The organism is Brevundimonas sp. (assembly GCF_032055285.1).
Taxonomy (GTDB): Bacteria; Pseudomonadota; Alphaproteobacteria; order Caulobacterales; family Caulobacteraceae; genus Brevundimonas.
The window spans coordinates 29,152-47,838 of the sequence record NZ_DAMBRE010000008.1 but is presented as its reverse complement, the minus strand read 5'-3'; the positions used below and the strand labels follow the sequence as shown (position 1 = coordinate 47,838).

The window sequence follows — 18,687 nt, the reverse complement described above, 5'->3', positions numbered from 1 at the left end:
CTCAGGCTCCGGTAGCGGGTTCGATCAAGTCCCAGGCGTTGCCGTAGAGGTCTTCGAAGACCACCACCTTGCCATAGGCCTCGTGACGGGGCGTTTCGCGGAAGACGACGCCGGCCTCCAGCCAGGCGGCGTGATCGCGCATCAGGTCGTCGGTATAGAGGAACAGCCAGACGCGGCCGCCCGCCTGATCGCCGATCCGTGCGACCTGTTCCGGCGTCGCGGCGCGGGCCAGCAGCAGCGAGGTCTGGCCGCCTTTGGGCGTGACGCGGACCCAGCGCTTGCCGCCGCCCATGTCCGTATCCTCGCTGAGGTCGAAGCCCAGCTTGCCGACGTAGAAGGCGATGGCCTCGTCATAGTCGCGGACCAGCAGGCTGACGGCGCCCAGATGGCTCATTGTGCAGGAACCGCATAGAGGCGGCGAAAGGCGTCCAGCGCGGCGCCGTGATAGATAGTGGCGTGGCTTTCGGTCGGGCGCGGGGTGAAGTCCCATTTGACGCCGGGCAGGGCGTGGTCGCGCAGATTGGCGGTCAGCACGTCCATCGGCGCCTGCATCATCTCGCCCTCGTCGCCGAGCGTCAGGATCAGGGTGCGCGGGTCGTTGGAATGATCGCGCAGATGCGCCCCCGACTGCCGCGCCAGCTGGCCGCCGTCCCACCACAGGCTGGGGCTGACGGCGACATAGGCGTCGAACATCTGCGGCTCTTTCAGGAAGGTCTCGACCACGAAGAGCCCGGCGAGCGACTCGCCCATCAGGGCCGTCTCGCCATTGGTGCGGAAGCGGCCCTCGATGAAGGGCATGACTTCGTCGGAGACGAAACGGCGGAAGCGGCCGGACTGCCCCTGCGTCGGATAGCGGGCGATCAGCTCGGCGTTCTCGGTCGGCAGGGCCAGCTCGTTACGGCGGTCGACCGAGGCGATGCCCACGACGATGACGTCGCGCGTCGTGCCGACGATGGTCCCCAGCTGGGCGATGCCCGAGATGTGGTGGAAGTCCTGATCCTGACCGCCGTCCAGCACATAGAGGACCGGATAGGTCTGGCCGCTTTCGGCATAGCCGGGCGGCAGCCAGACGTTGATCTCGCGCGTCTGGCCCATGATGGCCGAGGGCAGGGCGTAGGACTGGCCGATGACGATGGGCGTCCCGGCGACGGCGGGCGCGTCCTCGGCCGATGCGGCGAGAGCGGTTGCGCCGCCCGCCATCGACAAGCCGAGGCTCAGGACGAGGGCGAGGCGGCGCATGAGGCTTACAGTCGGGCCTTGGCGGCTTCGACCACGGCCTCGGCGGTGATGCCGAACTCGCGGTAGAGGACTTCGGCCGGGGCCGAGGCGCCGAAGCCGGTCATGCCGACAAAGCCGCCGTCCTCGCCGATGAAGCGTTCCCAGCCCTGCTTGATCGCGGCCTCGACGGCGACGCGGACCGTGCCGCGACCGATGACGGCGTCCTGATAGGCCTTGGGCTGCTGCTCGAACAGGGCGAAGCAGGGAACCGACACCACGCGGGTGGGCACGCCTTCGGCCTCCAGCGTCTCGGCGGCCTTGAGCGCCAAAGCGACCTCGGTGCCGGTGCCGAACAGGGTGACTTTCGCTGCGCCGTTGGCGGCCTTCAGCTCATAGGCGCCCTTGCGGGACAGGTTCTCGCCTGCGTCAGTGACGCGCACGGCGGGGGTCTTCTGACGCGACAGGCACATGGCGGTCGGCGTGGTCTTGTGCTGCAGGGCGACCTGCCAGCACTCCAGCGCTTCGACCGTATCGGCGGGGCGCATGGTCAGCAGGTTGGGGATGGCGCGCAGGGCGGCCAGATGCTCGACCGGCTGGTGCGTCGGGCCGTCTTCGCCCAGGCCGATGCTGTCGTGCGTCAAGACGTGGATCGCGCGCACGCCCATCAGGGCGCCCAGACGGATCGCCGGACGGCTGTAGTCCGCGAAGGCCATGAAGGTGCCGCCGTAGGGGATGACCCCGCCGTGCAGCGCCAGACCGTTCATCGCCGCGGCCATGCCGAACTCGCGGATGCCGTAGTTCAGGTAGCGGCCGGCATAGTCCGGCGCGTCCATGATCTGGGTGTTCTTGACGAAGGTGTTGTTCGAGCCGGTCAGGTCGGCCGAACCGCCGACCATTTCGGGGATGGCGTTGAACACCGTCTCCAGCGCCTCGCCCGAGGACTGGCGGGTGGCCAGGGCGGGCTTGTCGACGACCAGAGACTTCAGCTTGGCTTCAAGCGTCTCGAAGGCGCCGGTGGGCAGGTCGCCGGCCATGGCGCGGGTGAAGTCGTCGCGCTGGTCGTGGTTCAGCAGGCGGCCTTCCCACGCCTTGCGGGCCTTGCCGCCCTGCTTGCCGACCTTGGCCCAGGCCTTCTGCACGCCTTCGGGCAGTTCGAACGGCTCGAACGGCCAGTGCAAGGCCTGACGGGTGGCGGCGATCTCGGTGGCGCCCAGGGCCGCGCCGTGGGTCTTGTGGCTGCCTTCCATGGTGGCGGCGCCCTTGCCGATCTTGGTCTTGCAGGCGATCAGCGTCGGCTTGTCCTGCTTGGTCGCCCAGGCCAGGGCCTTCTGGATCTGCTTGTAGTCGTGGCCGTCAATGGCCTTGACCGCCCAGCCTGAGGCCTTGAAGCGGGCCAGCTGGTCGGTGGCGTCCGACAGCGAGACCTTGCCGTCGATGGTGATCTCGTTGTCGTCCCACAGGACGCACAGCTTGTTCAGCTTCAGGCGGCCCGCCAGCGCAATCGCCTCCTGCGACACGCCTTCCATCAGGCAGCCGTCGCCGGCGACGACCCAGGTGCGGTGGTCGACCAGATCCTTGCCGAAGCGCGCCGCCAAATGCCGCTCCGCCAGGGCGAAGCCGACCGAGGTGGCCAGACCCTGACCCAGCGGGCCGGTGGTCGTCTCGATCCCCGCCATGTGGCCGTATTCCGGATGGCCGGCGGTCTTGAAGCCCCACTGACGGAAGTTTTCCAGCTGTTCGCGCGTCGCGTCCTTGTAACCCGTCAGGTGCAGCAGGCTGTAGATCAGCATGGAGCCGTGACCGGCCGACAGGATGAAGCGGTCGCGGTCGGCCCAGTCGGGGCGGCTGGCGTCGAACTTCAGGAATTTCGAATAAAGGACGGTGGCGACGTCGGCCATGCCCATCGGCATGCCGGGGTGGCCGCTCTTGGCCTTTTCGACCGCATCCATGGACAGCACCCGGATGGCGTCGGCCATCTGCTTGGGCGAAGGCTTGGCGAATGCGGCTTGGGCGTCGGTCACGGCGAGACCTTTCCTCAGGAACAGGATAAAGCGGGGGCGCGCCGCCTTTACCCCGACGCGCGCACAGGTTCTATACGGAATCTGGACGAAAGGACCCCAATGGACGCCGTTACGGCCGCAAAGACACGCATCGACAAGGCCCTGGCCCTGCTGGAACGCAGGGTGCTGGAGCTGAAGGCGCGTCCGGCCACCGCCCCCGCCATCACCGACGACGACCTGTTCGCGCCGCGACCGTCGAACGCCGCCGACCTGGTGCGGATCACCGAACTGGAAGCCGCTGGCCGCGACGCCGCCGAGGCCCTGGGCCGCGCGGCCGAGGCCGTGCGCGAGGTTCTGGCCGAGCAGGAGGCGCGCTGATGGCGACCGTTACAGTCGAGGTCAACGGCCGCTCCTACGCCGTCGGTTGCGCCGACGGCCAGGAAGAGCGCGTCGCTATTCTGGCGCGTCAGTTCGACAGCCATGTGCGCCAGATCGCCGGTGACGTCGGCCATGTCGGCGACCTGCGCCTGTTCCTGATGGCCTCGCTGATGCTGGCCGACGAACTGCACGAGGCGCGTCAGCGGCTGGAGAACGGGCAGGGCTCCGCGGTCGAGACCGGCCCGAAGAAGGCCCCGCCGCCCCCGCCCGGCGACGGCGTGGCCGAGGCCCTGAACGCAGTGGCGGCCCGCATCGAGAAGATTTGCCAGACAATCTGATCGTCGCCTTCCGTCATCCCGGCCGCAGCGTAGCGAAGAGCCGGGACCGCCCAGGACGCTGCGTTTTCTGCGGTCCCGGATAAGCGCTGCGCGCTTTCCGGGATGACGCGCGGCGATCCGCCATTGTTGAAACGCCCTGGACCGCCTATCTTGTTCGACGGCGGGTCCTGCTGCGGCTCACGTCGAAGACAACATATCCTTCTGACCTTAATTCACTCATAGGGATCTGTCCCTGTCCGGGCTCGAGGGCCTGGGCATACGGAGCCCACCTGGCTACCCAGGTCGAGAGGATTTAAACCGTCCTCACGGTTCACGCGGCGCCGCCACCCCATCTTCCTTAGTGCGCTATGCTCGCGACGCGGTCGCTCGCGGCTTGAGCGCATTTCTGCGCTATTGCTCCCTTGTCTACGTCATCCTCGGGCTTGACCCGAGGATCGGGTTGGGCGACCGCACGACTTGTCTGGCCTAGAACGCGCGGGCGGGCTCGATCCTCGGGTCAAGCCCGAGGATGACGGGAAGGGTGAAGCGTGATGACCTCCAAACACGAACTCCGCGCCTCCATGCGCGCCTTGCGCAAGCGGCTTTCCGAGGTCGACAACGAAGCCGCCGAGCGCGCCGCCGGGCATGCCGAAGCCCTGCCGTCGGGCCAGACCGTCGCCCTCTATCGCGCCATGGGGTCGGAGCTGGACACGGACGCCCTGGCGGTCGCCCTGCATCAGGCGGAGCGTCGCCTGTGCCTGCCGGTGGTCATCCAGCGCGACGCGGCCATGATCTTTCGCTCCTGGGCACCGGGCGAGCCGCTGGAACTGGACGCCGCCGGATGCCCCGCGCCTCTGCCGCTGGCGGAGACTGTGACGCCCGATCTGATCCTGACGCCGCTGCTGGCCTTCGACGCCCACGGCGGGCGGCTGGGGCAGGGCGGAGGCTATTACGACCGGACCTTCGCCGTCCTGCCGGACGCCGTGCGCGTGGGCTTCGCCTACGCTGGGCAGCAGGTCGAGCGACTGGCGCTGGAGGCCCACGACATGCGCCTGCATGGCGTTTTGACCGAGAAGGGCTATAGAGCCGCCCTATGAGATTGGCATTTTTCGGTGACGTGGTCGGCAAGTCCGGGCGCGATGGTTTGACGGATCATCTTCCGGGGCTGAGGCGCGACCTCAAGCTCGACTTTGTGGTGGTCAACGCCGAGAACGCCGCGGGCGGCTTCGGCATCACCGAGAACACGGCGCGCGAGATCTTCGCTGCCGGCGCCGACGTCCTGACACTGGGCAACCACAGCTGGGATCAGCGCGAGGCCCTGACCTATATCGTGCGTGAGCCGCGCCTGATCCGTCCGGCCAACTATCCGCGCCTGATGGATGCGCCGGGCCGCGGCGCCGACGTCTTCGTCACCGAGGACGGACGCCGGGTTCTGGTCATCAACGTCTTGGGCCGCGTCCACATGGACCCGATGGACGACCCCTTTAGCGCCGTCGAGCGCGAGCTGGAGGCCGCGCCTCTGGGCGTGGTCGCCGACGCCGTCATCGTCGACATGCACGCCGAGGCGACCAGCGAGAAGATGGGCATGGGCCACTTCTGCGACGGCCGCGCCAGCCTGGTGGTCGGCACCCACACCCACGTCCCGACCGCCGACGCGCAGATCCTGCCCCACGGCACGGCCTATCAGACCGACGCCGGCGGCTGCTGCGACTATGACTCGGTCATCGGCAACGACAAGGAAGAGCCGCTGCGCCGCTTCACCACGCGGCTTTCCGGCGGGCGCTACACCCCCGCCAGCGGCCCGGCCACCATCTGCGGCGTCTTCGTCGAGACCGATGACCGCACCGGCCTGGCCAAGCGCGTGGAAGCCATCCGCGTCGGCGGACGGTTGAGCCAGGCGATCCCGCAGGTCGGTTAGGCGCGAACGGTCCAAAATTCCGCTCATCCCCGCGGAGGCGGGGACCCAGTGCTTTGGCCATGCGCGCGTCAGTCGGCGACAAAGGCCCGGTTTCTACCCAAGCTGTTGCGTTTGAAGCTCTCACTGGGTCCCCGCCTCCGCGGGGATGAGCGGGCGGGGGTAGAGACGCGATTAGTTTGAACGCGCCTCAAGCGCCCGCAACCGGTCTTCTTCGGCCTTCAGGTCCCCGGTCAACTGGCCCTTGAGGGCCGGGTCGGTGGTGGCGGTCAGCAGGGCGCGGGTGTCCTCGACAGCCTGGCGGCGCGAGGCGATCAGGCGCGACAGCTCGTCACCTTTAGCGGGGGCAGAGACGGCGCGCTTGGCCGCCGCAGCCTGTTCTTCCTCGGTGGTCTTCAGCGCGGCGGCTTGGCGTTCGGCGGCCGCGTCACGCAGGGCGTGCTGGACCGGGTCGCCGCCTTCGAAATCGCAGGCGGCCAGCAGGGCCGCACCGCAGACGGCGAAAGCGACGATGCGAAGGCGCATCAGCCCTCGATCCAGTTCGGCATCCAGCCTTCGTGGATCTCGCGCAGGTGGGCGACGGGGATGCGGTAGAGCTCGCCCTTCGGACCCGAGGAGGCGAAGTCCGCGCCCTTGGCCACGCCGACGATCGAGGCGTGCAGACCGGCTTCCTGGGCCTTGGCGATCAGGGCCTCGGCGTCCGAGACGGCGACCAGATAGCGGGCCTGGTCTTCGCCGAACAGGAAGCCGTGGGCGTGGGCGGCGCTGGAGGCGTTCAGCTCGATGCCGACGTCCGAGGCCAGGGCCAGATCCGCGGCGGCGCCGACCAGACCGCCGTCCGACAGGTCGTGAACGACCGTCAGCTCGCCCGTCTCGATCAGGCCGCGCACGAAGTCGCCGGTCTTGCGTTCCAGCTTCAGGTCCACCGGCGGCGGGGCGCCGTCTTCGCGGTTCAGAACCTCGCGCAGATAGATGGAGGCGCCCAGTTCGCCGTGGGTCTGACCGATCAGGACCAGGGTGTCGCCCTCGACCACGCCGCCGAAGCCGGTGACCACGTCATAGTTGGTCAGCAGGCCGACCGCGCCGACCGTCGGGGTCGGAGGAATGGCGACGCCGTTGGTCTCGTTATAGAGGCTGACGTTGCCCGAGACGACGGGGAAGTCCAGCTCGCGGCAGGCCTCGGCCATGCCGTCGGTGGCGCGGACGATCTGGCCCATGATCTCGGGGCGCTGCGGGTTGCCGAAGTTGAGGTTGTCGGTGATGGCGATGGGACGCGAGCCCACGGCGGTCAGGTTGCGCCAGGCCTCGGCCACGGCCTGCTTGCCGCCCTCATAGGGGTCAGCCTGAACATAGCGCGGGGTGCAGTCGCTGGTGACGGCCAGGCCCTTGTCGGTGCCGTGGACGCGGACCACGCCGGCGTCGGCGCCGGTCGAGGAGTCCTGCAGGGTGTCGGCCATGACGTGGCGGTCGTACTGTTCCCAGATCCAGCGCTTGGACGCCATGTCGGGGCAGGCGATGACCTTGATCACCGCGTCGTTCCAGCTTTCCGGGGCCGGAACTTCCGCCGGGTCGAGGCGGGGTTGCAGTTCCGGCTGGACCCAGGGGCGGTCATACAGAGGGGCGTCGTCGAACAGCGGGGCCAGCGGCACGTCGCAGACCACCTCGCCGTGATGCTTCAGCACCAGATGGCCGGTGTCGGTCGTCTTGCCGATGATGGCGAAGTCCAGACCCCACTTGGTGAAGATGCGATAGCCGACGTCCTCGAAGCCGGGCTTCAGGACCGCCAGCATCCGCTCCTGGCTTTCCGACAGCATCATCTCATAGGCGGTCATGCCGGTTTCGCGCTGGGGCACCTTGTCGAGGTCCAGCTCGACGCCGACGCCGCCCTTGCCAGCCATTTCGACCGAGGACGAAGTCAGGCCCGCGGCGCCCATGTCCTGGATGGCGGCGACCGCGCCCGAGGCCATCAGCTCCAGCGTGGCCTCGATCAGCAGCTTCTCGGCGAAGGGGTCGCCGACCTGGACGGTGGGGCGCTTGGCCTCCGACTCGTCGTCGAACTCGGTCGAGGACATGGTGGCGCCGTGGATGCCGTCGCGGCCCGTCTTGGAGCCGAAGTAGACCACGTCATGGCCGGCTTCCGGCGCCGCCGAGTAGTAGATCTCATCGGCGCGCGCCAGGCCCACGCACATGGCGTTGACCAGGATGTTGCCGTTGTAGCCCTTGTGGAAGTTGGTCTCGCCCGCGACCGTCGGCACGCCGACGCAGTTGCCGTAGCCGCCGATCCCGCTGACCACGCCCTTGACCAGACGCTTGGTCTTCTCGTGGCCGGGCTCGCCGAAGCGCAGGGCGTTCAGCAGGGCCACCGGGCGGGCGCCCATGGTGAAGACGTCGCGCATGATGCCGCCCACGCCCGTCGCCGCGCCCTGATAGGGCTCGATATAGGAGGGGTGGTTGTGGCTCTCCATCTTGAAGATGCAGGCGTCGCCGTCGTCGATGTCGATGACCCCGGCGTTCTCGCCCGGGCCGCAGATGACGCGCTCGCCCGTGACGGGGAACTTCATCAGCTGCTTCTTGGAGGATTTGTAGGAGCAGTGCTCGGACCACATGACCGAGAAGACGCCCAGCTCGACCTGGTTGGGCTCGCGGCCCAGCCGGTCCAGCAGGACCTCATACTCGTTCGGAGCCAGACCGTATTCAGCGGCCAATTCTGCGGTGGTCTTTTGCGGAGCGCTCATGGGCGGGGCTTCTAGCCGGGTCTGAGCCTCCTGTCAGCCCGTCCGTTCAGCGGGGCCGCTCAACACCGCGTTTCAGACCGAATGTGATGATGACGGCGGCGACTGCCAGCAGGAAGGCGGCGCCCAGGGCGGTGAAGCCAAGCATCGGATTCCGCTCCTGTTCCGCCACGAAGGCGCCGACCAGACCCCAGGCAATCGGCAGGGAATAGGCCAGGGTGCGCAGGTAGAGGGTGACCTCGACCGCCACCAGGACCACGACCACGATCGCGACGATGGCCCAGGCGGTCGGTGAGGCGAAGGCGGGCAGGGCGTCGAATGCCGTCGCCGTGGTGATCAGGTTCAGCGGCGCGGCGATGGTCAACCATCCCGCCAGCGCCGACAGCGGCCAGATCAGGAACCAGCGGTCCCGCTCCATCACCCCCGTCGTGCGGATGGTCTCGCCCATGGCCAGCAGAGGCACCAGCAGGGCCAGCAGGGAGGCGAAGATGATGACCACGCTGGCCGCCTTGAGGTTCAGGGCCGCGGCGACGATCCACATGCCGATGCCGAACAGGGCCACCGCCGAGGGCCAGCCCAGGCGGTTGATCAGCACGCTCTCGCCCGTTTGGGGCAGGGCCTGACGACCGGCGTAGATCAGCAGGCCGAGATAAAGCAGGCCCCAGATGGAGAAGGCGTAGCCCGCCACCTGCAGGGTCTGGTTCCCGTCCGCCGCGAACTCGTCCTGCGACAGGCCGAATCCGCCCAAGTTTTGCACCACGGGGACCGCCACGGCGAAGACGGCGGCGGCCAGGACGACCAGGCGGCGGGTTCTCTGGCGCGGGGTGGGGCGTTCGATAACGGACATGCGGGCGTCTCCGGCTCAGCTTCGCCATACATACGCGTCGGGCGCCGGTTTGGTTCAAGGAACGGCGACGGAACCCTCTGCGGGTCGCCCCGCTTAGGTCAGGACAGACAGCTGGCTAAGGAGACGCGTCATGGCCGACCCCGACGACCTGCCGGACGACCCGGCCCTCGACACCGAAGAGGTGGAAACCAACCGCGCCCTGGAGCAGGGCCTGGGCGTCGGCGCCCGCGAACTGGCCGCCATTGGCGAGTCTGGTGCGAAAGGCACGCTAGAGCGCCCGCTCGACGAGAACGGCGAGCCCGTGGAGGAAGAGATCGAAGTCGACGAGCTTGGCCGCAGCGCCAGCGTGCTGGACCGCAAGGAGGCAGGCGCCTCGGGCGACAAGCCCTAGCCCCGGCGTCGGGGCGCTTGACCCGATTGGCGCGGCGCGGTTCCATCGCTCGATGAGCGATGTTCTGAATTTCGACTCCCAGGCCTTGCTGGCTCAGGCGCGGGCGGCGCGCGATCGGTCGGACATCGCCGCCCTGGCCCTGGCCGCCGACGCTCTTCTGCGTCTCAACCCGCGCGACCCCCGCGCGCTGGTGCTGAAGGGGGACGCCCTGATGGGGCAGGGGGACCATCGGTCAGCCGTCAGCTTCTACGGCGCGGCCCTTACCCAGGGACGCGCCGTGAGCTCTCCGGCGCCTGACCTGCGCGCCGAGCTGGAGCGCGCCAGTCGCGCCCAGGCCGAGGGTGCGCGGCGGTTTGAGCAGGGGCTTCGCGACGGCCTGGGCGCGCGGGGATTCGATCCCGTCTCGTCCAGCGCTCGCTTCGCCGCCTCGCTGGACCTGATGACAGGCAGGCGGCGGCTCTATTATCAACAGCCCAAGTTCTACATGTTTCCGGGCCTGCCGCAGATCGAGTTCCAGCCGCGCGAGACGATCGCCTGGCTGGCCAAGGTCGAGACGGCGGCTCCGGCGATCCGGGCGGAACTGGACGCGATTCTGGCCGAACCGACCCTGTTCGCGCCCTATGTGGAGGATCGCGCCAACCGGCCCAAAAGCGATCAGGCCGGCATGCTGGACAACGCCGCCTGGAGCGCGGTCTTCCTGTGGAAGGACGGGGCCGAGGTTCCCGAGATCGCCGCACGCTGTCCCGAGACGATGAAGGCTCTGGCCGAGGCGCCCCTGTGCCGCATTCCGGGTCGCTCGCCTTCGATCCTGTTTTCAAAACTTCAGGCCGGGGCGAAGATTCCGCCGCACCATGGCCTGATCAATCCGCGTCTTATCTGCCACCTGCCGCTGATCGCGCCGCCCGGATCGCATTTCCGCGTCGGCGGCGAGGTCAGGGAATGGCGGGAGGGACAGGCCTGGGCCTTTGACGACACCATCGAGCACGAGGCGTCAAACGACAGCGGCCATGACCGCACCATTCTGATCTTCGATGTGTGGAAGCCCGAGATCACGTCCGAGGAACAGGACCTGATCCGCGCCCTGTTCGCCACCATCGACGCGGCCGGCGGCGGTGCGCCCAAGTTGGGCGTCTAGGGCTCCATCACGAAGGCGACCGTGAACATGATCATGCGGCCGTCGATCAGCGGACTGGCGCGGTCAGCGGAGCGCACCTTGGCCCGCGACAGGGAATCGCGAACGGATCGACCCAGATTGAAGCCTCCGGGATGTTCGCTCTCGATCACGCAGTCTTCGAGGCGACCCGTTGTGCGGGTCACGCAGGTCATGGTCACGAACCCCTTGGTCGGGCTGCGTCCCCTGACCGATCCCGGGAAGGTGGGCCGGGGCGCCTGATCCCAGGCGATGCCGGCGGGCAGACCGCTTTCCGCCTCGTCGCCGCTATGCAGATCACGGGGATCGACCAGGGCGCGACCGCAGGCGGTCAGGGTCCGTTCGATCGCCGAACTGGAAGGCGCCAATTCCATGATGTAGCGGGTGCCGGGGCGCCCTCGCGGACCTGGCACGCCGATTTCCAGCTTGCCGCCCTTGGCGAGTTCGCGCGCCAATCGGGCCGGTACGCGACTGAAGGCTGCCCCCCTGTCGGTTCCAACCGTCCAGGCGCTGGCATAGGGGGCGTCGCCGCCCACGCTGATCTGCAAGGTTCGCGACTCGCCTCGCGCCTCGGGCAGACCGTGGATGGTGACCTCGAACACGTTGTCCATGCAACGGCTGGACAGGGTGACGCCGTTGTCGAACTCGGCCAAGGCCACGACGGCCTTGCGCTCGGGGATGTCGGCCAGGATCCAGTCCTGGCCCGCAGCTTCGGCGTCCTGAGCCTGGGCGGGCAAACTCGATGCTGCGATGAGCATCGCTGTGCAGACAGGCAGAAGACGAGACAACATGGCGACCCCCGACGACAATCGTCGGAATGTCTAGCCTAGACTGTTCCGTCAGCCAATCAGGCGGCGGCGTAGATGCTCTGGAACAGGGTGGCGCCGTCGGCGCTGCCCAGTTCGGCTTCGAAGGCGCGGTCGGGGTGGGGCATCATGCCCAGCACGTTCCCACGCGCGTTCTGGATGCCGGCGATGTCGGCGACCGAGCCGTTGGGGTTGTCGACGTAGCGGAACACCACCTGGCCTTCGCCCTCGAGGCGGGCCAGGGTCTCGGCGTCGGCGAAGTAGTTTCCGTCGCCGTTGCCCTGGGTCATGACGACTTCGCGCTGGCCCTGATAGCCCGAGGTGAAGCGGGTCTGGCCGTTGGCGACCGTCAGGCTGATCGGCTTGCAGACGTATTTCAGACCGGCGTTGCGCAGCAGGGCGCCCGGCAGCATGCCGGCCTCGCACAGGACCTGGAAGCCGTTGCAGATGCCCAGGACGGCGACGCCGTCGTCGGCGGCCTTCTTGACCGCCTGCATGATCGGGGCCTGGGCCGCCATCGCGCCGCAGCGCAGATAGTCGCCGTAGGAGAAGCCGCCCGGCAGGACGATCAGATCGAGGCCCTTCGGCAGCTCGGTCTCGGCGTGCCAGACCATTTGGACCTGTTCGCCAGTGGAACGTTCGACGGCGACCTTGCAGTCGCGGTCGCAGTTGGAACCCGGGAAGACGATGACGGCTGCGCTCATGGCCGGGCCTCCTAGCACCCTTCGCGACGAATGTCAGGCGGGGCCGCGAAATGAAAAGGCCGCCCACGGCGGGCGGCCTTTGCTGTCGTATCAGTCGTCCGGCGGCTCAGGCCGTCTGGCGACGGCGCTGCAGGGTCAGGGCTGCAAAGCCCGCCAGGGCCACGGCCAGCAGAATCATGGCCCACTCCGTCAAGGTCGGGACGGCGGCGGGCGTCGAGGTGGTCGTGGGGCCCACCGCGATGCTGGCGGGATTGACGCCGACGGTGATGGTGTCGACCACGCCGTTTGTCGCCGTGTTGATGACCGAGACCGTTCCGGGGCCGCCGCCGCCGTGGACGCCGTAGTTGGCGACATAGAGGCGTGATCCGTCGCCGGAAAAAGCCAGGGCGTGAGGGTTCGATCCTACGTTGGTGGCGGATGTCTGCGCGTGAACCGTCGTGTCATAGCCATAGACAACGCCGCTGGCATTGTAGCTGGCGACATAGACCCGAGCGCCGTTCGGGTGCACGGCGGAGGCGTGAGGGGTGGAACCAACCGCATAGTTAGCGATCACCGTGTGGTCGCTGGTCTGGATTTTCGTCAGGGAGCTGCCGTTGCCGTTGGCGACATAGGCGAAGCTTCCGTCGTTAGAGAAGGCGACATTGTAGGCGGACGTCTGAGCTGGAACGCTGGCGACGACGGTATTGTCGCTGGTGCGGATCACAGAGACCGTGCTGCTGTTGAAGTTGACCGCATAGACAAAGGCGTTGTCGGGCGAGACGGCCACGCTGATCGGGCCATCCTCGACATTCACAGTGCCGATGACCGTATTGGTGCTCGTGTTGATGACCGAAACGGTGTCCGATCCGAAATTGGCGCTGTAGGCGCGGGCGCCGTTGGGCGAGACGGCCACGCCATAGGGCGTGCTTCCTACGGGAATGGTGGTCAGCAAGACGTGGTTGGCGGTGTCGACGACCGAAACCGTGCCGGCGCCGGCGTTGGCGGTGTAAGCGCGGGCGCTGTTGGGCGAGATGGCTATGCCCTGGGGATTGGCCCCGACGGCGACGTTCTGGATCGAATTCCCCTCATTGGGGCGAATGATCGAAACCGTGTTGGAACCGGCGTTGGCGACATACAGGGTCTGGGCGAACGCTGGCCCGGCCAGGCCTATTGAAAGGGTTGCACCGAGCAGCGCGCATCGCGCACGCCGGGTGAATGCCATAATGTTCATGATGGCGCCTGTCCCTTCCAGCCAAGAAAACTTGATTCCCTACTGGTGGGTAAGAGCACCCTTCGTTGCTTATGGCAACGCTTGGGGCGGTCGTGATCACGACGGTCTGCCGCGCCCCGCCAGCCAGGCGACGACCCAAACCGCGAAGCCGCCCAGCGACAGGGCCACGCCGACCCAGCCGGTCGAGGTCCAGCCCCAGCCCGCCGCCACGGCCATGCCGCCCAGCAGGGGGCCGATGGCGTTGGCGGTGTTGAAGGCCGAGTGGTTCAGGGCGGCGGCCAGGGTCTGGGCGTCGCCCGCCACGTCCATCAGCCGGGTCTGCAGGATGGACCCCAGCCCGCCGCCGCCGCCGATCAGGAAGACCACGATCAGCATGGCTCCCAGATGCGGGGCCGCGAAGGGGTAGAGGGCCAGGGCCGCGGCGCTCCAGAGCAGCAGGCCGCCCGCCGCCTTCATGCCGTAGCGGTCGGCGGCCCAGGCGCCCAGCAGGTTGCCGCTCATCATGCCCAGACCGAACATGGCGAAGACCCAGGGCAGGACCTCGGGCCCGACGCCGGTCACGGCGGTCAGGGTCGAGGCCAGGTAGGCATAGACCGCGAACATGCCGCCGAAGCCGATGGCCCCGACGCCGAGGGTCAGCCAGACCTGCCCGCGTTTCAGGGCGCCCAACTCGCGCAGGGGGCTGGCGTCGACATGGGCCGGATCGCGCGGGGCGAACAGGGCCACCAGGGCCATGGTGACGATCGCCAGAACGCTGACGATGGCGAAGGTCCAGCGCCAGCCGAAGGCGTGGCTGACGGCGGTGGCGACCGGCACGCCGATGACGGTGGCGACGGTCAGGCCCAGCAAGATGGTCGAGACGGCGCGCGTCCTTAGCCGAAGCGGCACCAGCGAGGCCGCCACCAGGGCCGCCACGCCGAAATAGGCCCCGTGCGGAATACCGCTGAGGAAGCGGAATGCCAGCATCCACTCATAGCTGGGGGCGATGGCGCTCAGCGCATTGCCGACGGCGAACAGGGCCATGAAGCCGATGAGCAGCAGCCAGCGCGGCAGGCGCGCGCCCAGCACGGCCAGGATCGGCGCCCCGACCACGACGCCGGCGGCGTAGGCGCTGATGACGTGGCCGGCGGTGGGTTCATCGACGCCCAGACCCGCCGCGAAGTCCGGCAGGACGCTCATGGCTGCGAACTCGGTGACGCCGATGGCGAACCCGCCCATGGCCAGGGCCAGCAGGACCAGGGCCACCTTGCCCGGAGCGGCGACCGTCTCCATCGCGGGCGACGGCGCGCAGGCGCGGTCGTCGATACAGGCGGCGGTGTCGGTGGGGGCCATGAACTATCGCAATGCAACAAACTTTACGCTGCGTCGCAAAATAGGGGCCGGGGCCAGAGGCGCAACCTCGGCGGGGGAGATCAGGTCATCACGCTTTGTTGGCGGCGCGGTTCAGACGGCGGCCAGTTCGGCGCGGACCTTGGGGTGTGACACCGACAGGCCCAGGGTCTGGGCGGCGTAAAGCTCCAGCAGCAACCGGTCGTGACCATCGGGGACGCTCAGCCAGCGGGCCTTGATCGGCTTGCGGCGACCGGGGCGAGGCGAGGGTTCGCTGACGCTGATCCGCGGGGCGCCGTGGCTTGGCTTGTGCACCTGGGCGGCTAGCGCCAGGCGTAGCGAGGGGGCCAGCATTCGCTCCTCCAGATGGGGCGGGCTGCCCACATGGATCGGCTCGCCCTCCTGATAGAAGACGTAGACCGCCCCCGACTCCGGCAGGCGCGCCCGCGTCAGGGCCTTGAGCGGCTGGGCCATAAGGCGGCGGTACAGTTCGGGAACCGCCGCCAGCCTTTGGTGGTGATCGCGCGCTGTCGCCGTCACCCGCCCAGGTTCTCGTAGGTGGCGGTGATCGAGGCCTTGGCCAGGGTGTGGAAATGCAGGTTGAAGCCGAATATGGCGCCCGAGTTGTCGGCGCTCACCGACAGATGATCCACGTCCACGGCGAAGACGGTGAAGATGTAGCGATGCGGGCCGTGGCCGGGAGGCGGGGCGGCGCCGCCGAAACCGGCCTCGCCATAGTCGGTGCGGCCCTGAACCGCGCCCTTGGGCAGGTTGGCGCCGCCGACGGCGCCCGCGCCCGCCGCCAGCTCGGTCACGTCGGCGGGGATGTTGGCGACGGTCCAGTGCCAGAAGCCCGAACCGGTCGGGGCGTCGGGATCATAGCAGGTGACGGCGTAGCTCTTGGTCCCCTCCGGCGCGCCGGACCAGGACAGCTGGGGCGAGGTGTCTCCCAGGGCCTTCACCTGGGCGTCGGGCAGGACGCCGCCGTCGCGGATATCGGCGGAGGTAAGGGTGAAGGTCATCGGCGGCGCTCCCTTGTATCTGGTTCGTCGACGGAACGGTCGGGCTTCCACACCGTTGCGCTGCGACAGTCTGTTCCTAGCCAAGCTTGATCCAGGTTCAAAGCGCGGAGCGCCGGATGCTGCAAGCCCTTCTCGACCAGACCTTCCTGACGCGGGCCGTGCGGGTGCGCCTGCCGGATGGTCGTGAACTGACAGCGGGACCGGGCGAGCCGGAACTGACGGTTGTGATTGCGGGCACGAAGACGGCCCTGGCCATCGCCGCCAATCCGGAATTGGCCCTGGGCGAGGCCTTCATGGACGGGACCTTCCGGGTCGAGGGCGGTGACATCTACGACTTCCTGCAACTGACGACCTCGCAACTGGCGATGCGACCGCGCGCGAGGAAGCTGACCCTGCTGCAACGCCTCCGACGCGGCGCGGAACAGGCCAATGACCGCCTGCACGCCCGCAGCAACGTCCACCATCATTACGACCTCACGGTCGACTTCTATCGGCTCTTCCTGGACGAGGACCTGCAGTATTCCTGCGCCTTCTTCGAGACGCCGCAGGCCTCGCTGGATCAGGCCCAGGTCGCCAAGAAGCGGCGTCTGATCGACAAGCTGCTGCTTACGCCCGGGCAGAGCGCGCTGGACATCGGTTGCGGCTGGGGCGGCCTGGGCCTGTCGATGGCCGAACGCGGGGCGCGGGTCACCGGCATCACCCTGTCGACCGAACAGCACCGCACGGCCAATGAACGCGCGGCGGCGCGGGGTCTGGCCGACCGGGCGGAGTTCCGGCTTCAGGACTATCGCGACCTGCGGCAGACTTTTGATCGCATCATCTCGGTCGGCATGTTCGAGCATGTCGGGGCGCCCAACTATCAGGAATATTTCGACGGGGTGGCGCGCCTGCTGACGGACGACGGGGTGGCGGTGATCCATTCCATCGGCCGCAAGACCCCGCCCAGCCGCACCCAGCCCTTCATCCGCAAGTACATCTTCCCCGGAGGCTACATCCCCGCCCTGTCCGAGGTCCTGCCCGCCATCGAACGGGCGGGCCTGTGGGTCACGGACATGGAGGTGCTGCGCCTGCACTACGCCGAGACGCTGAAGGCATGGCGGACGCGGTTTCTGGCGCGGCGTGACGAGGCGCTGACGATGTACGACGAGGGGTTCTGCCGGATGTGGGAGTTCTACCTGGCCGCCAGCGAGGTGGCCTTTCGCGAACTGGGCCATATGGTCTTCCAGTTGCAGTTGGCGAAGCAGCAAACCGCCGTGCCGCTGAGCCGGGACTATCTGTGCGAGTGAGCTTTTCCTCCCCATGAAATGGGGAGGTGGCGCGGCGCCGTTAGGCGACGTGACGGAGGGGCTGGAGCGTGAAGCGGCCCCTCCACCATTTCGTGGTCCCCCTCCCCACACAGTGGGGAGGAAAAAGAAAAAGGCCGCTCTTTCGAGCGGCCTTGATCGTTCAAACCGTATTCGCCGTCAGGCGACTTCGATCCGGTAGCTTTCGATGACCGTATTGGCCAGCAGGGTGTCGCACATGCGCTTCACCTCGGCTTCCTTGTCGGAGACGCTGTCGTCGAGGTCGAACTCGATCAGCTTGCCGACGCGGGCGTTGGCGACGCCGGCCCAGCCCAGACCCTGCAGGGCGCCTTCGACGGCCTTGCCCTGAACGTCCAGAACGCCGGGCTTGAGGAAGACGTGAACCTTAACCTTGGCCATTAGTGCAGTCCCCCTTGGATCACGGTCGGCATGTCCTTCATGATGCCGAGGCGGCGGGCCACCTCGGTATAGCTTTCGATCACGTCGCCCAGGTCGCGACGGAAGCGGTCCTTGTCCAGCTTCTCGCCAGTGGTCGAGTCCCACAGACGGCAGCTGTCCGGGCTGATCTCGTCGGCCAGGATGACGCGGGCGAAGTCGTTTTCCCAGACGCGGCCGAACTCGATCTTGAAGTCCACCAGGGTGATGCCGACGGCGCCGAACATGCCGCACAGGTAGTCGTTGACGCGCACCGTCATGGCCAGGATGTCGTCCAGCTCCTGGGTCGTGGCCCAGTTGAACGCCGTGATGTGCTCTTCGGTCACCATCGGGTCGTTCAGCTCATCCTTCTTGTAATAGAATTCGATGATCGAACGAGGCAGGGGCGTGCCCTCTTCCTGACCCAGGCGCTGGGCCAGAGAACCGGCGACGACGTTGCGGCAGACCACTTCCAGCGGAATGATCTCGACTTCGCGGATCAACTGCTCGCGCAGGTTCAGGCGCTTGATGAAGTGGTTGGTCACGCCGATCGAATTCAGGCGCGACATGATGAATTCGCTGATGCGGTTGTTGATGACGCCCTTGCCTTCCAAGGTCGCCTTCTTCTGGGCGTTGAAGGCGGTGGCGTCGTCCTTGAAGTACTGGACCAGGGTGCCCGGCTCGGGACCCTCGTACAGGATCTTGGCCTTGCCCTCGTAGATCTTCTTGCGCTTGGTGTTCATCACTCGGGTCCCGGAGGGGAAGGAAACGGACGGCCTCAAAACGAAAAACGCGCAGCCCGGCGATCTGTGGGCGGCGCGGTCCTGAATCGATGGCGGCTATATAAGACCGGACGCCCTTTAACCGAAGGGCGTCTGTGACACAAATATCCTCCTGTAACCTAGCGTCAGGGGCGCGACCGCAAGTCTGGTTGCGTTCGTCCGCGAGGG

The 18,687-nt window shown here is 67.6% G+C and carries 21 protein-coding genes and 1 other RNA gene; 8 read left to right on the top strand and 14 right to left on the bottom strand.

What is annotated here, in order from left to right; all coding sequences use genetic code 11:
• Position 1: 1 nt before the first annotated feature.
• The 3 genes from RTY13_RS15485 to tkt are packed head-to-tail and all read right to left on the bottom strand — an operon-like array spanning position 2 to position 3,194.
• The gene (locus RTY13_RS15485; protein ID WP_312784757.1) at positions 2-394 is read right to left on the bottom strand and encodes a VOC family protein; all 393 of its coding nucleotides are present in this window, start codon (positions 392-394) and stop codon (positions 2-4) included.
• A complete protein-coding gene (locus RTY13_RS15480; RefSeq protein ID WP_312784756.1) occupies positions 391-1,239 on the bottom strand; it encodes an alpha/beta hydrolase in 849 nt (282 codons plus the stop codon). Before RTY13_RS15480 ends, RTY13_RS15485 begins: the two co-directional genes overlap by 4 nt.
• A 5-nt stretch (positions 1,240-1,244) precedes the next feature.
• A complete protein-coding gene (gene tkt / locus RTY13_RS15475) occupies positions 1,245-3,194 on the bottom strand; it encodes a transketolase (RefSeq protein WP_312784840.1) in 1,950 nt (649 codons plus the stop codon).
• Positions 3,195-3,338: 144 nt separating this feature from the next.
• Between tkt and RTY13_RS15470 the strand changes: the two genes are divergently transcribed.
• The 5 genes from RTY13_RS15470 (at position 3,339) to RTY13_RS15450 (ending at position 5,831) form a co-directional block, all read left to right on the top strand.
• The gene (locus RTY13_RS15470; RefSeq protein ID WP_105563939.1) at positions 3,339-3,596 is read left to right on the top strand and encodes a hypothetical protein; all 258 of its coding nucleotides are present in this window, start codon (positions 3,339-3,341) and stop codon (positions 3,594-3,596) included.
• Positions 3,596-3,934 (top strand): cell division protein ZapA, encoded by a 339-nt coding sequence (locus RTY13_RS15465; RefSeq protein WP_312784755.1) that lies wholly within the window; start codon positions 3,596-3,598, stop codon positions 3,932-3,934. Before RTY13_RS15470 ends, RTY13_RS15465 begins: the two co-directional genes overlap by 1 nt.
• A 164-nt stretch (positions 3,935-4,098) precedes the next feature.
• A non-coding RNA gene (gene ssrS, locus RTY13_RS15460) (6S RNA) lies at positions 4,099-4,259 on the top strand.
• 205 nt (positions 4,260-4,464) lie between these two features.
• On the top strand, positions 4,465-5,010 hold the full coding sequence (locus RTY13_RS15455) for a 5-formyltetrahydrofolate cyclo-ligase (protein ID WP_312784753.1): 546 nt from the start codon (positions 4,465-4,467) through the stop codon (positions 5,008-5,010).
• On the top strand, positions 5,007-5,831 hold the full coding sequence (locus RTY13_RS15450; RefSeq protein WP_312784751.1) for a TIGR00282 family metallophosphoesterase: 825 nt from the start codon (positions 5,007-5,009) through the stop codon (positions 5,829-5,831). Before RTY13_RS15455 ends, RTY13_RS15450 begins: the two co-directional genes overlap by 4 nt.
• A 171-nt stretch (positions 5,832-6,002) precedes the next feature.
• Here the strand turns inward: RTY13_RS15450 and RTY13_RS15445 are convergent, their stop codons facing one another.
• From RTY13_RS15445 to RTY13_RS15435, 3 genes are read right to left on the bottom strand one after another with little or no spacing between them, the layout of a single operon-like run.
• Positions 6,003-6,353: an indole-3-glycerol-phosphate synthase gene (locus RTY13_RS15445; protein ID WP_312784749.1), complete on the bottom strand. Its 351-nt coding sequence runs from the start codon at positions 6,351-6,353 to the stop codon at positions 6,003-6,005.
• Positions 6,353-8,563, bottom strand: coding sequence for a phosphoribosylformylglycinamidine synthase subunit PurL (gene purL / locus RTY13_RS15440; protein ID WP_312784747.1), 2,211 nt, complete (start codon positions 8,561-8,563; stop codon positions 6,353-6,355). Before purL ends, RTY13_RS15445 begins: the two co-directional genes overlap by 1 nt.
• Positions 8,564-8,609: 46 nt before the next feature.
• Positions 8,610-9,407, bottom strand: coding sequence for a hypothetical protein (locus RTY13_RS15435; protein ID WP_312784745.1), 798 nt, complete (start codon positions 9,405-9,407; stop codon positions 8,610-8,612).
• Between the two features lie 130 nt (positions 9,408-9,537).
• Here RTY13_RS15435 and RTY13_RS15430 point away from each other — a divergent pair, with 130 nt between their 5' ends.
• Both RTY13_RS15430 and RTY13_RS15425 read left to right on the top strand, forming a co-directional pair.
• The gene (locus RTY13_RS15430) at positions 9,538-9,798 is read left to right on the top strand and encodes a hypothetical protein (RefSeq protein ID WP_312784743.1); all 261 of its coding nucleotides are present in this window, start codon (positions 9,538-9,540) and stop codon (positions 9,796-9,798) included.
• Positions 9,799-9,850: 52 nt separating this feature from the next.
• Positions 9,851-10,933: an aspartyl/asparaginyl beta-hydroxylase domain-containing protein gene (locus tag RTY13_RS15425; RefSeq protein WP_312784741.1), complete on the top strand. Its 1,083-nt coding sequence runs from the start codon at positions 9,851-9,853 to the stop codon at positions 10,931-10,933.
• On the opposite strand, the gene RTY13_RS15420 is transcribed toward RTY13_RS15425, so the two are convergent.
• The 6 genes from RTY13_RS15420 to RTY13_RS15395 all read right to left on the bottom strand — a co-directional run bounded on the left by RTY13_RS15420 (position 10,930) and on the right by RTY13_RS15395 (position 16,019).
• Positions 10,930-11,739 carry a hypothetical protein gene (locus RTY13_RS15420; protein ID WP_312784739.1) on the bottom strand — a complete coding sequence of 270 codons (810 nt, stop codon included), beginning with the start codon at positions 11,737-11,739 and terminating at the stop codon, positions 10,930-10,932. The genes RTY13_RS15425 and RTY13_RS15420 overlap by 4 nt on opposite strands.
• 56 nt (positions 11,740-11,795) lie before the next feature.
• Positions 11,796-12,458 carry a phosphoribosylformylglycinamidine synthase subunit PurQ gene (gene purQ / locus RTY13_RS15415; RefSeq protein WP_312784737.1) on the bottom strand — a complete coding sequence of 221 codons (663 nt, stop codon included), beginning with the start codon at positions 12,456-12,458 and terminating at the stop codon, positions 11,796-11,798.
• A gap of 106 nt (positions 12,459-12,564) precedes the next feature.
• The gene (locus tag RTY13_RS15410) at positions 12,565-13,668 is read right to left on the bottom strand and encodes an IPTL-CTERM sorting domain-containing protein (protein WP_312784735.1); all 1,104 of its coding nucleotides are present in this window, start codon (positions 13,666-13,668) and stop codon (positions 12,565-12,567) included.
• Between the two features lie 96 nt (positions 13,669-13,764).
• The gene (locus RTY13_RS15405; protein ID WP_312784733.1) at positions 13,765-15,000 is read right to left on the bottom strand and encodes an MFS transporter; all 1,236 of its coding nucleotides are present in this window, start codon (positions 14,998-15,000) and stop codon (positions 13,765-13,767) included.
• Positions 15,001-15,111: 111 nt separating this feature from the next.
• Complete coding sequence (locus RTY13_RS15400) at positions 15,112-15,537, bottom strand: hypothetical protein (RefSeq protein WP_312784731.1); 426 nt, start codon at positions 15,535-15,537, stop codon at positions 15,112-15,114.
• Entirely contained in the window at positions 15,534-16,019 is a 486-nt protein-coding gene (locus tag RTY13_RS15395; protein WP_312784730.1) for a YbhB/YbcL family Raf kinase inhibitor-like protein, read from the bottom strand. The genes RTY13_RS15400 and RTY13_RS15395 overlap by 4 nt, the downstream gene beginning before the upstream one ends.
• Positions 16,020-16,135: 116 nt before the next feature.
• Between RTY13_RS15395 and RTY13_RS15390 the strand changes: the two genes are divergently transcribed.
• The gene (locus tag RTY13_RS15390) at positions 16,136-17,305 is read left to right on the top strand and encodes a cyclopropane-fatty-acyl-phospholipid synthase family protein (protein WP_312784728.1); all 1,170 of its coding nucleotides are present in this window, start codon (positions 16,136-16,138) and stop codon (positions 17,303-17,305) included.
• A 177-nt stretch (positions 17,306-17,482) separates the two neighbouring features.
• Here the strand turns inward: RTY13_RS15390 and purS are convergent, their stop codons facing one another.
• Entirely contained in the window at positions 17,483-17,722 is a 240-nt protein-coding gene (gene purS / locus RTY13_RS15385; RefSeq protein WP_207822657.1) for a phosphoribosylformylglycinamidine synthase subunit PurS, read from the bottom strand.
• Positions 17,722-18,480 carry a phosphoribosylaminoimidazolesuccinocarboxamide synthase gene (gene purC / locus RTY13_RS15380; protein ID WP_312784724.1) on the bottom strand — a complete coding sequence of 253 codons (759 nt, stop codon included), beginning with the start codon at positions 18,478-18,480 and terminating at the stop codon, positions 17,722-17,724. Before purC ends, purS begins: the two co-directional genes overlap by 1 nt.
• Between the last annotated feature and the right edge of the window lie 207 nt (positions 18,481-18,687).

Excerpts from the sequence above, each read along its gene's own strand:
- RTY13_RS15465 (WP_312784755.1), top strand. The coding sequence starts at position 3,596 with ATGGCGACCGTTACAGTCGAGGTCAACGGCCGCTCCTACGCCGTCGGT.
- RTY13_RS15435 (WP_312784745.1), bottom strand. The coding sequence starts at position 9,407 with ATGTCCGTTATCGAACGCCCCACCCCGCGCCAGAGAACCCGCCGCCTG.
- RTY13_RS15470 (WP_105563939.1), top strand. The coding sequence starts at position 3,339 with ATGGACGCCGTTACGGCCGCAAAGACACGCATCGACAAGGCCCTGGCC.
- RTY13_RS15430 (WP_312784743.1), top strand. The coding sequence starts at position 9,538 with ATGGCCGACCCCGACGACCTGCCGGACGACCCGGCCCTCGACACCGAA.
- RTY13_RS15480 (WP_312784756.1), bottom strand. The coding sequence starts at position 1,239 with ATGCGCCGCCTCGCCCTCGTCCTGAGCCTCGGCTTGTCGATGGCGGGC.
- purS (WP_207822657.1), bottom strand. The coding sequence starts at position 17,722 with ATGGCCAAGGTTAAGGTTCACGTCTTCCTCAAGCCCGGCGTTCTGGAC.
- RTY13_RS15420 (WP_312784739.1), bottom strand. The coding sequence starts at position 11,739 with ATGTTGTCTCGTCTTCTGCCTGTCTGCACAGCGATGCTCATCGCAGCA.
- RTY13_RS15425 (WP_312784741.1), top strand. The coding sequence starts at position 9,851 with ATGAGCGATGTTCTGAATTTCGACTCCCAGGCCTTGCTGGCTCAGGCG.
- RTY13_RS15450 (WP_312784751.1), top strand. The coding sequence starts at position 5,007 with ATGAGATTGGCATTTTTCGGTGACGTGGTCGGCAAGTCCGGGCGCGAT.
- purC (WP_312784724.1), bottom strand. The coding sequence starts at position 18,480 with ATGAACACCAAGCGCAAGAAGATCTACGAGGGCAAGGCCAAGATCCTG.
- purL (WP_312784747.1), bottom strand. The coding sequence starts at position 8,563 with ATGAGCGCTCCGCAAAAGACCACCGCAGAATTGGCCGCTGAATACGGT.
- RTY13_RS15455 (WP_312784753.1), top strand. The coding sequence starts at position 4,465 with ATGACCTCCAAACACGAACTCCGCGCCTCCATGCGCGCCTTGCGCAAG.
- RTY13_RS15410 (WP_312784735.1), bottom strand. The coding sequence starts at position 13,668 with ATGAACATTATGGCATTCACCCGGCGTGCGCGATGCGCGCTGCTCGGT.
- RTY13_RS15485 (WP_312784757.1), bottom strand. The coding sequence starts at position 394 with ATGAGCCATCTGGGCGCCGTCAGCCTGCTGGTCCGCGACTATGACGAG.
- tkt (WP_312784840.1), bottom strand. The coding sequence starts at position 3,194 with ATGGCCGACGCCATCCGGGTGCTGTCCATGGATGCGGTCGAAAAGGCC.
- purQ (WP_312784737.1), bottom strand. The coding sequence starts at position 12,458 with ATGAGCGCAGCCGTCATCGTCTTCCCGGGTTCCAACTGCGACCGCGAC.
- RTY13_RS15445 (WP_312784749.1), bottom strand. The coding sequence starts at position 6,353 with ATGCGCCTTCGCATCGTCGCTTTCGCCGTCTGCGGTGCGGCCCTGCTG.
- RTY13_RS15405 (WP_312784733.1), bottom strand. The coding sequence starts at position 15,000 with ATGGCCCCCACCGACACCGCCGCCTGTATCGACGACCGCGCCTGCGCG.
- RTY13_RS15395 (WP_312784730.1), bottom strand. The coding sequence starts at position 16,019 with ATGACCTTCACCCTTACCTCCGCCGATATCCGCGACGGCGGCGTCCTG.
- RTY13_RS15390 (WP_312784728.1), top strand. The coding sequence starts at position 16,136 with ATGCTGCAAGCCCTTCTCGACCAGACCTTCCTGACGCGGGCCGTGCGG.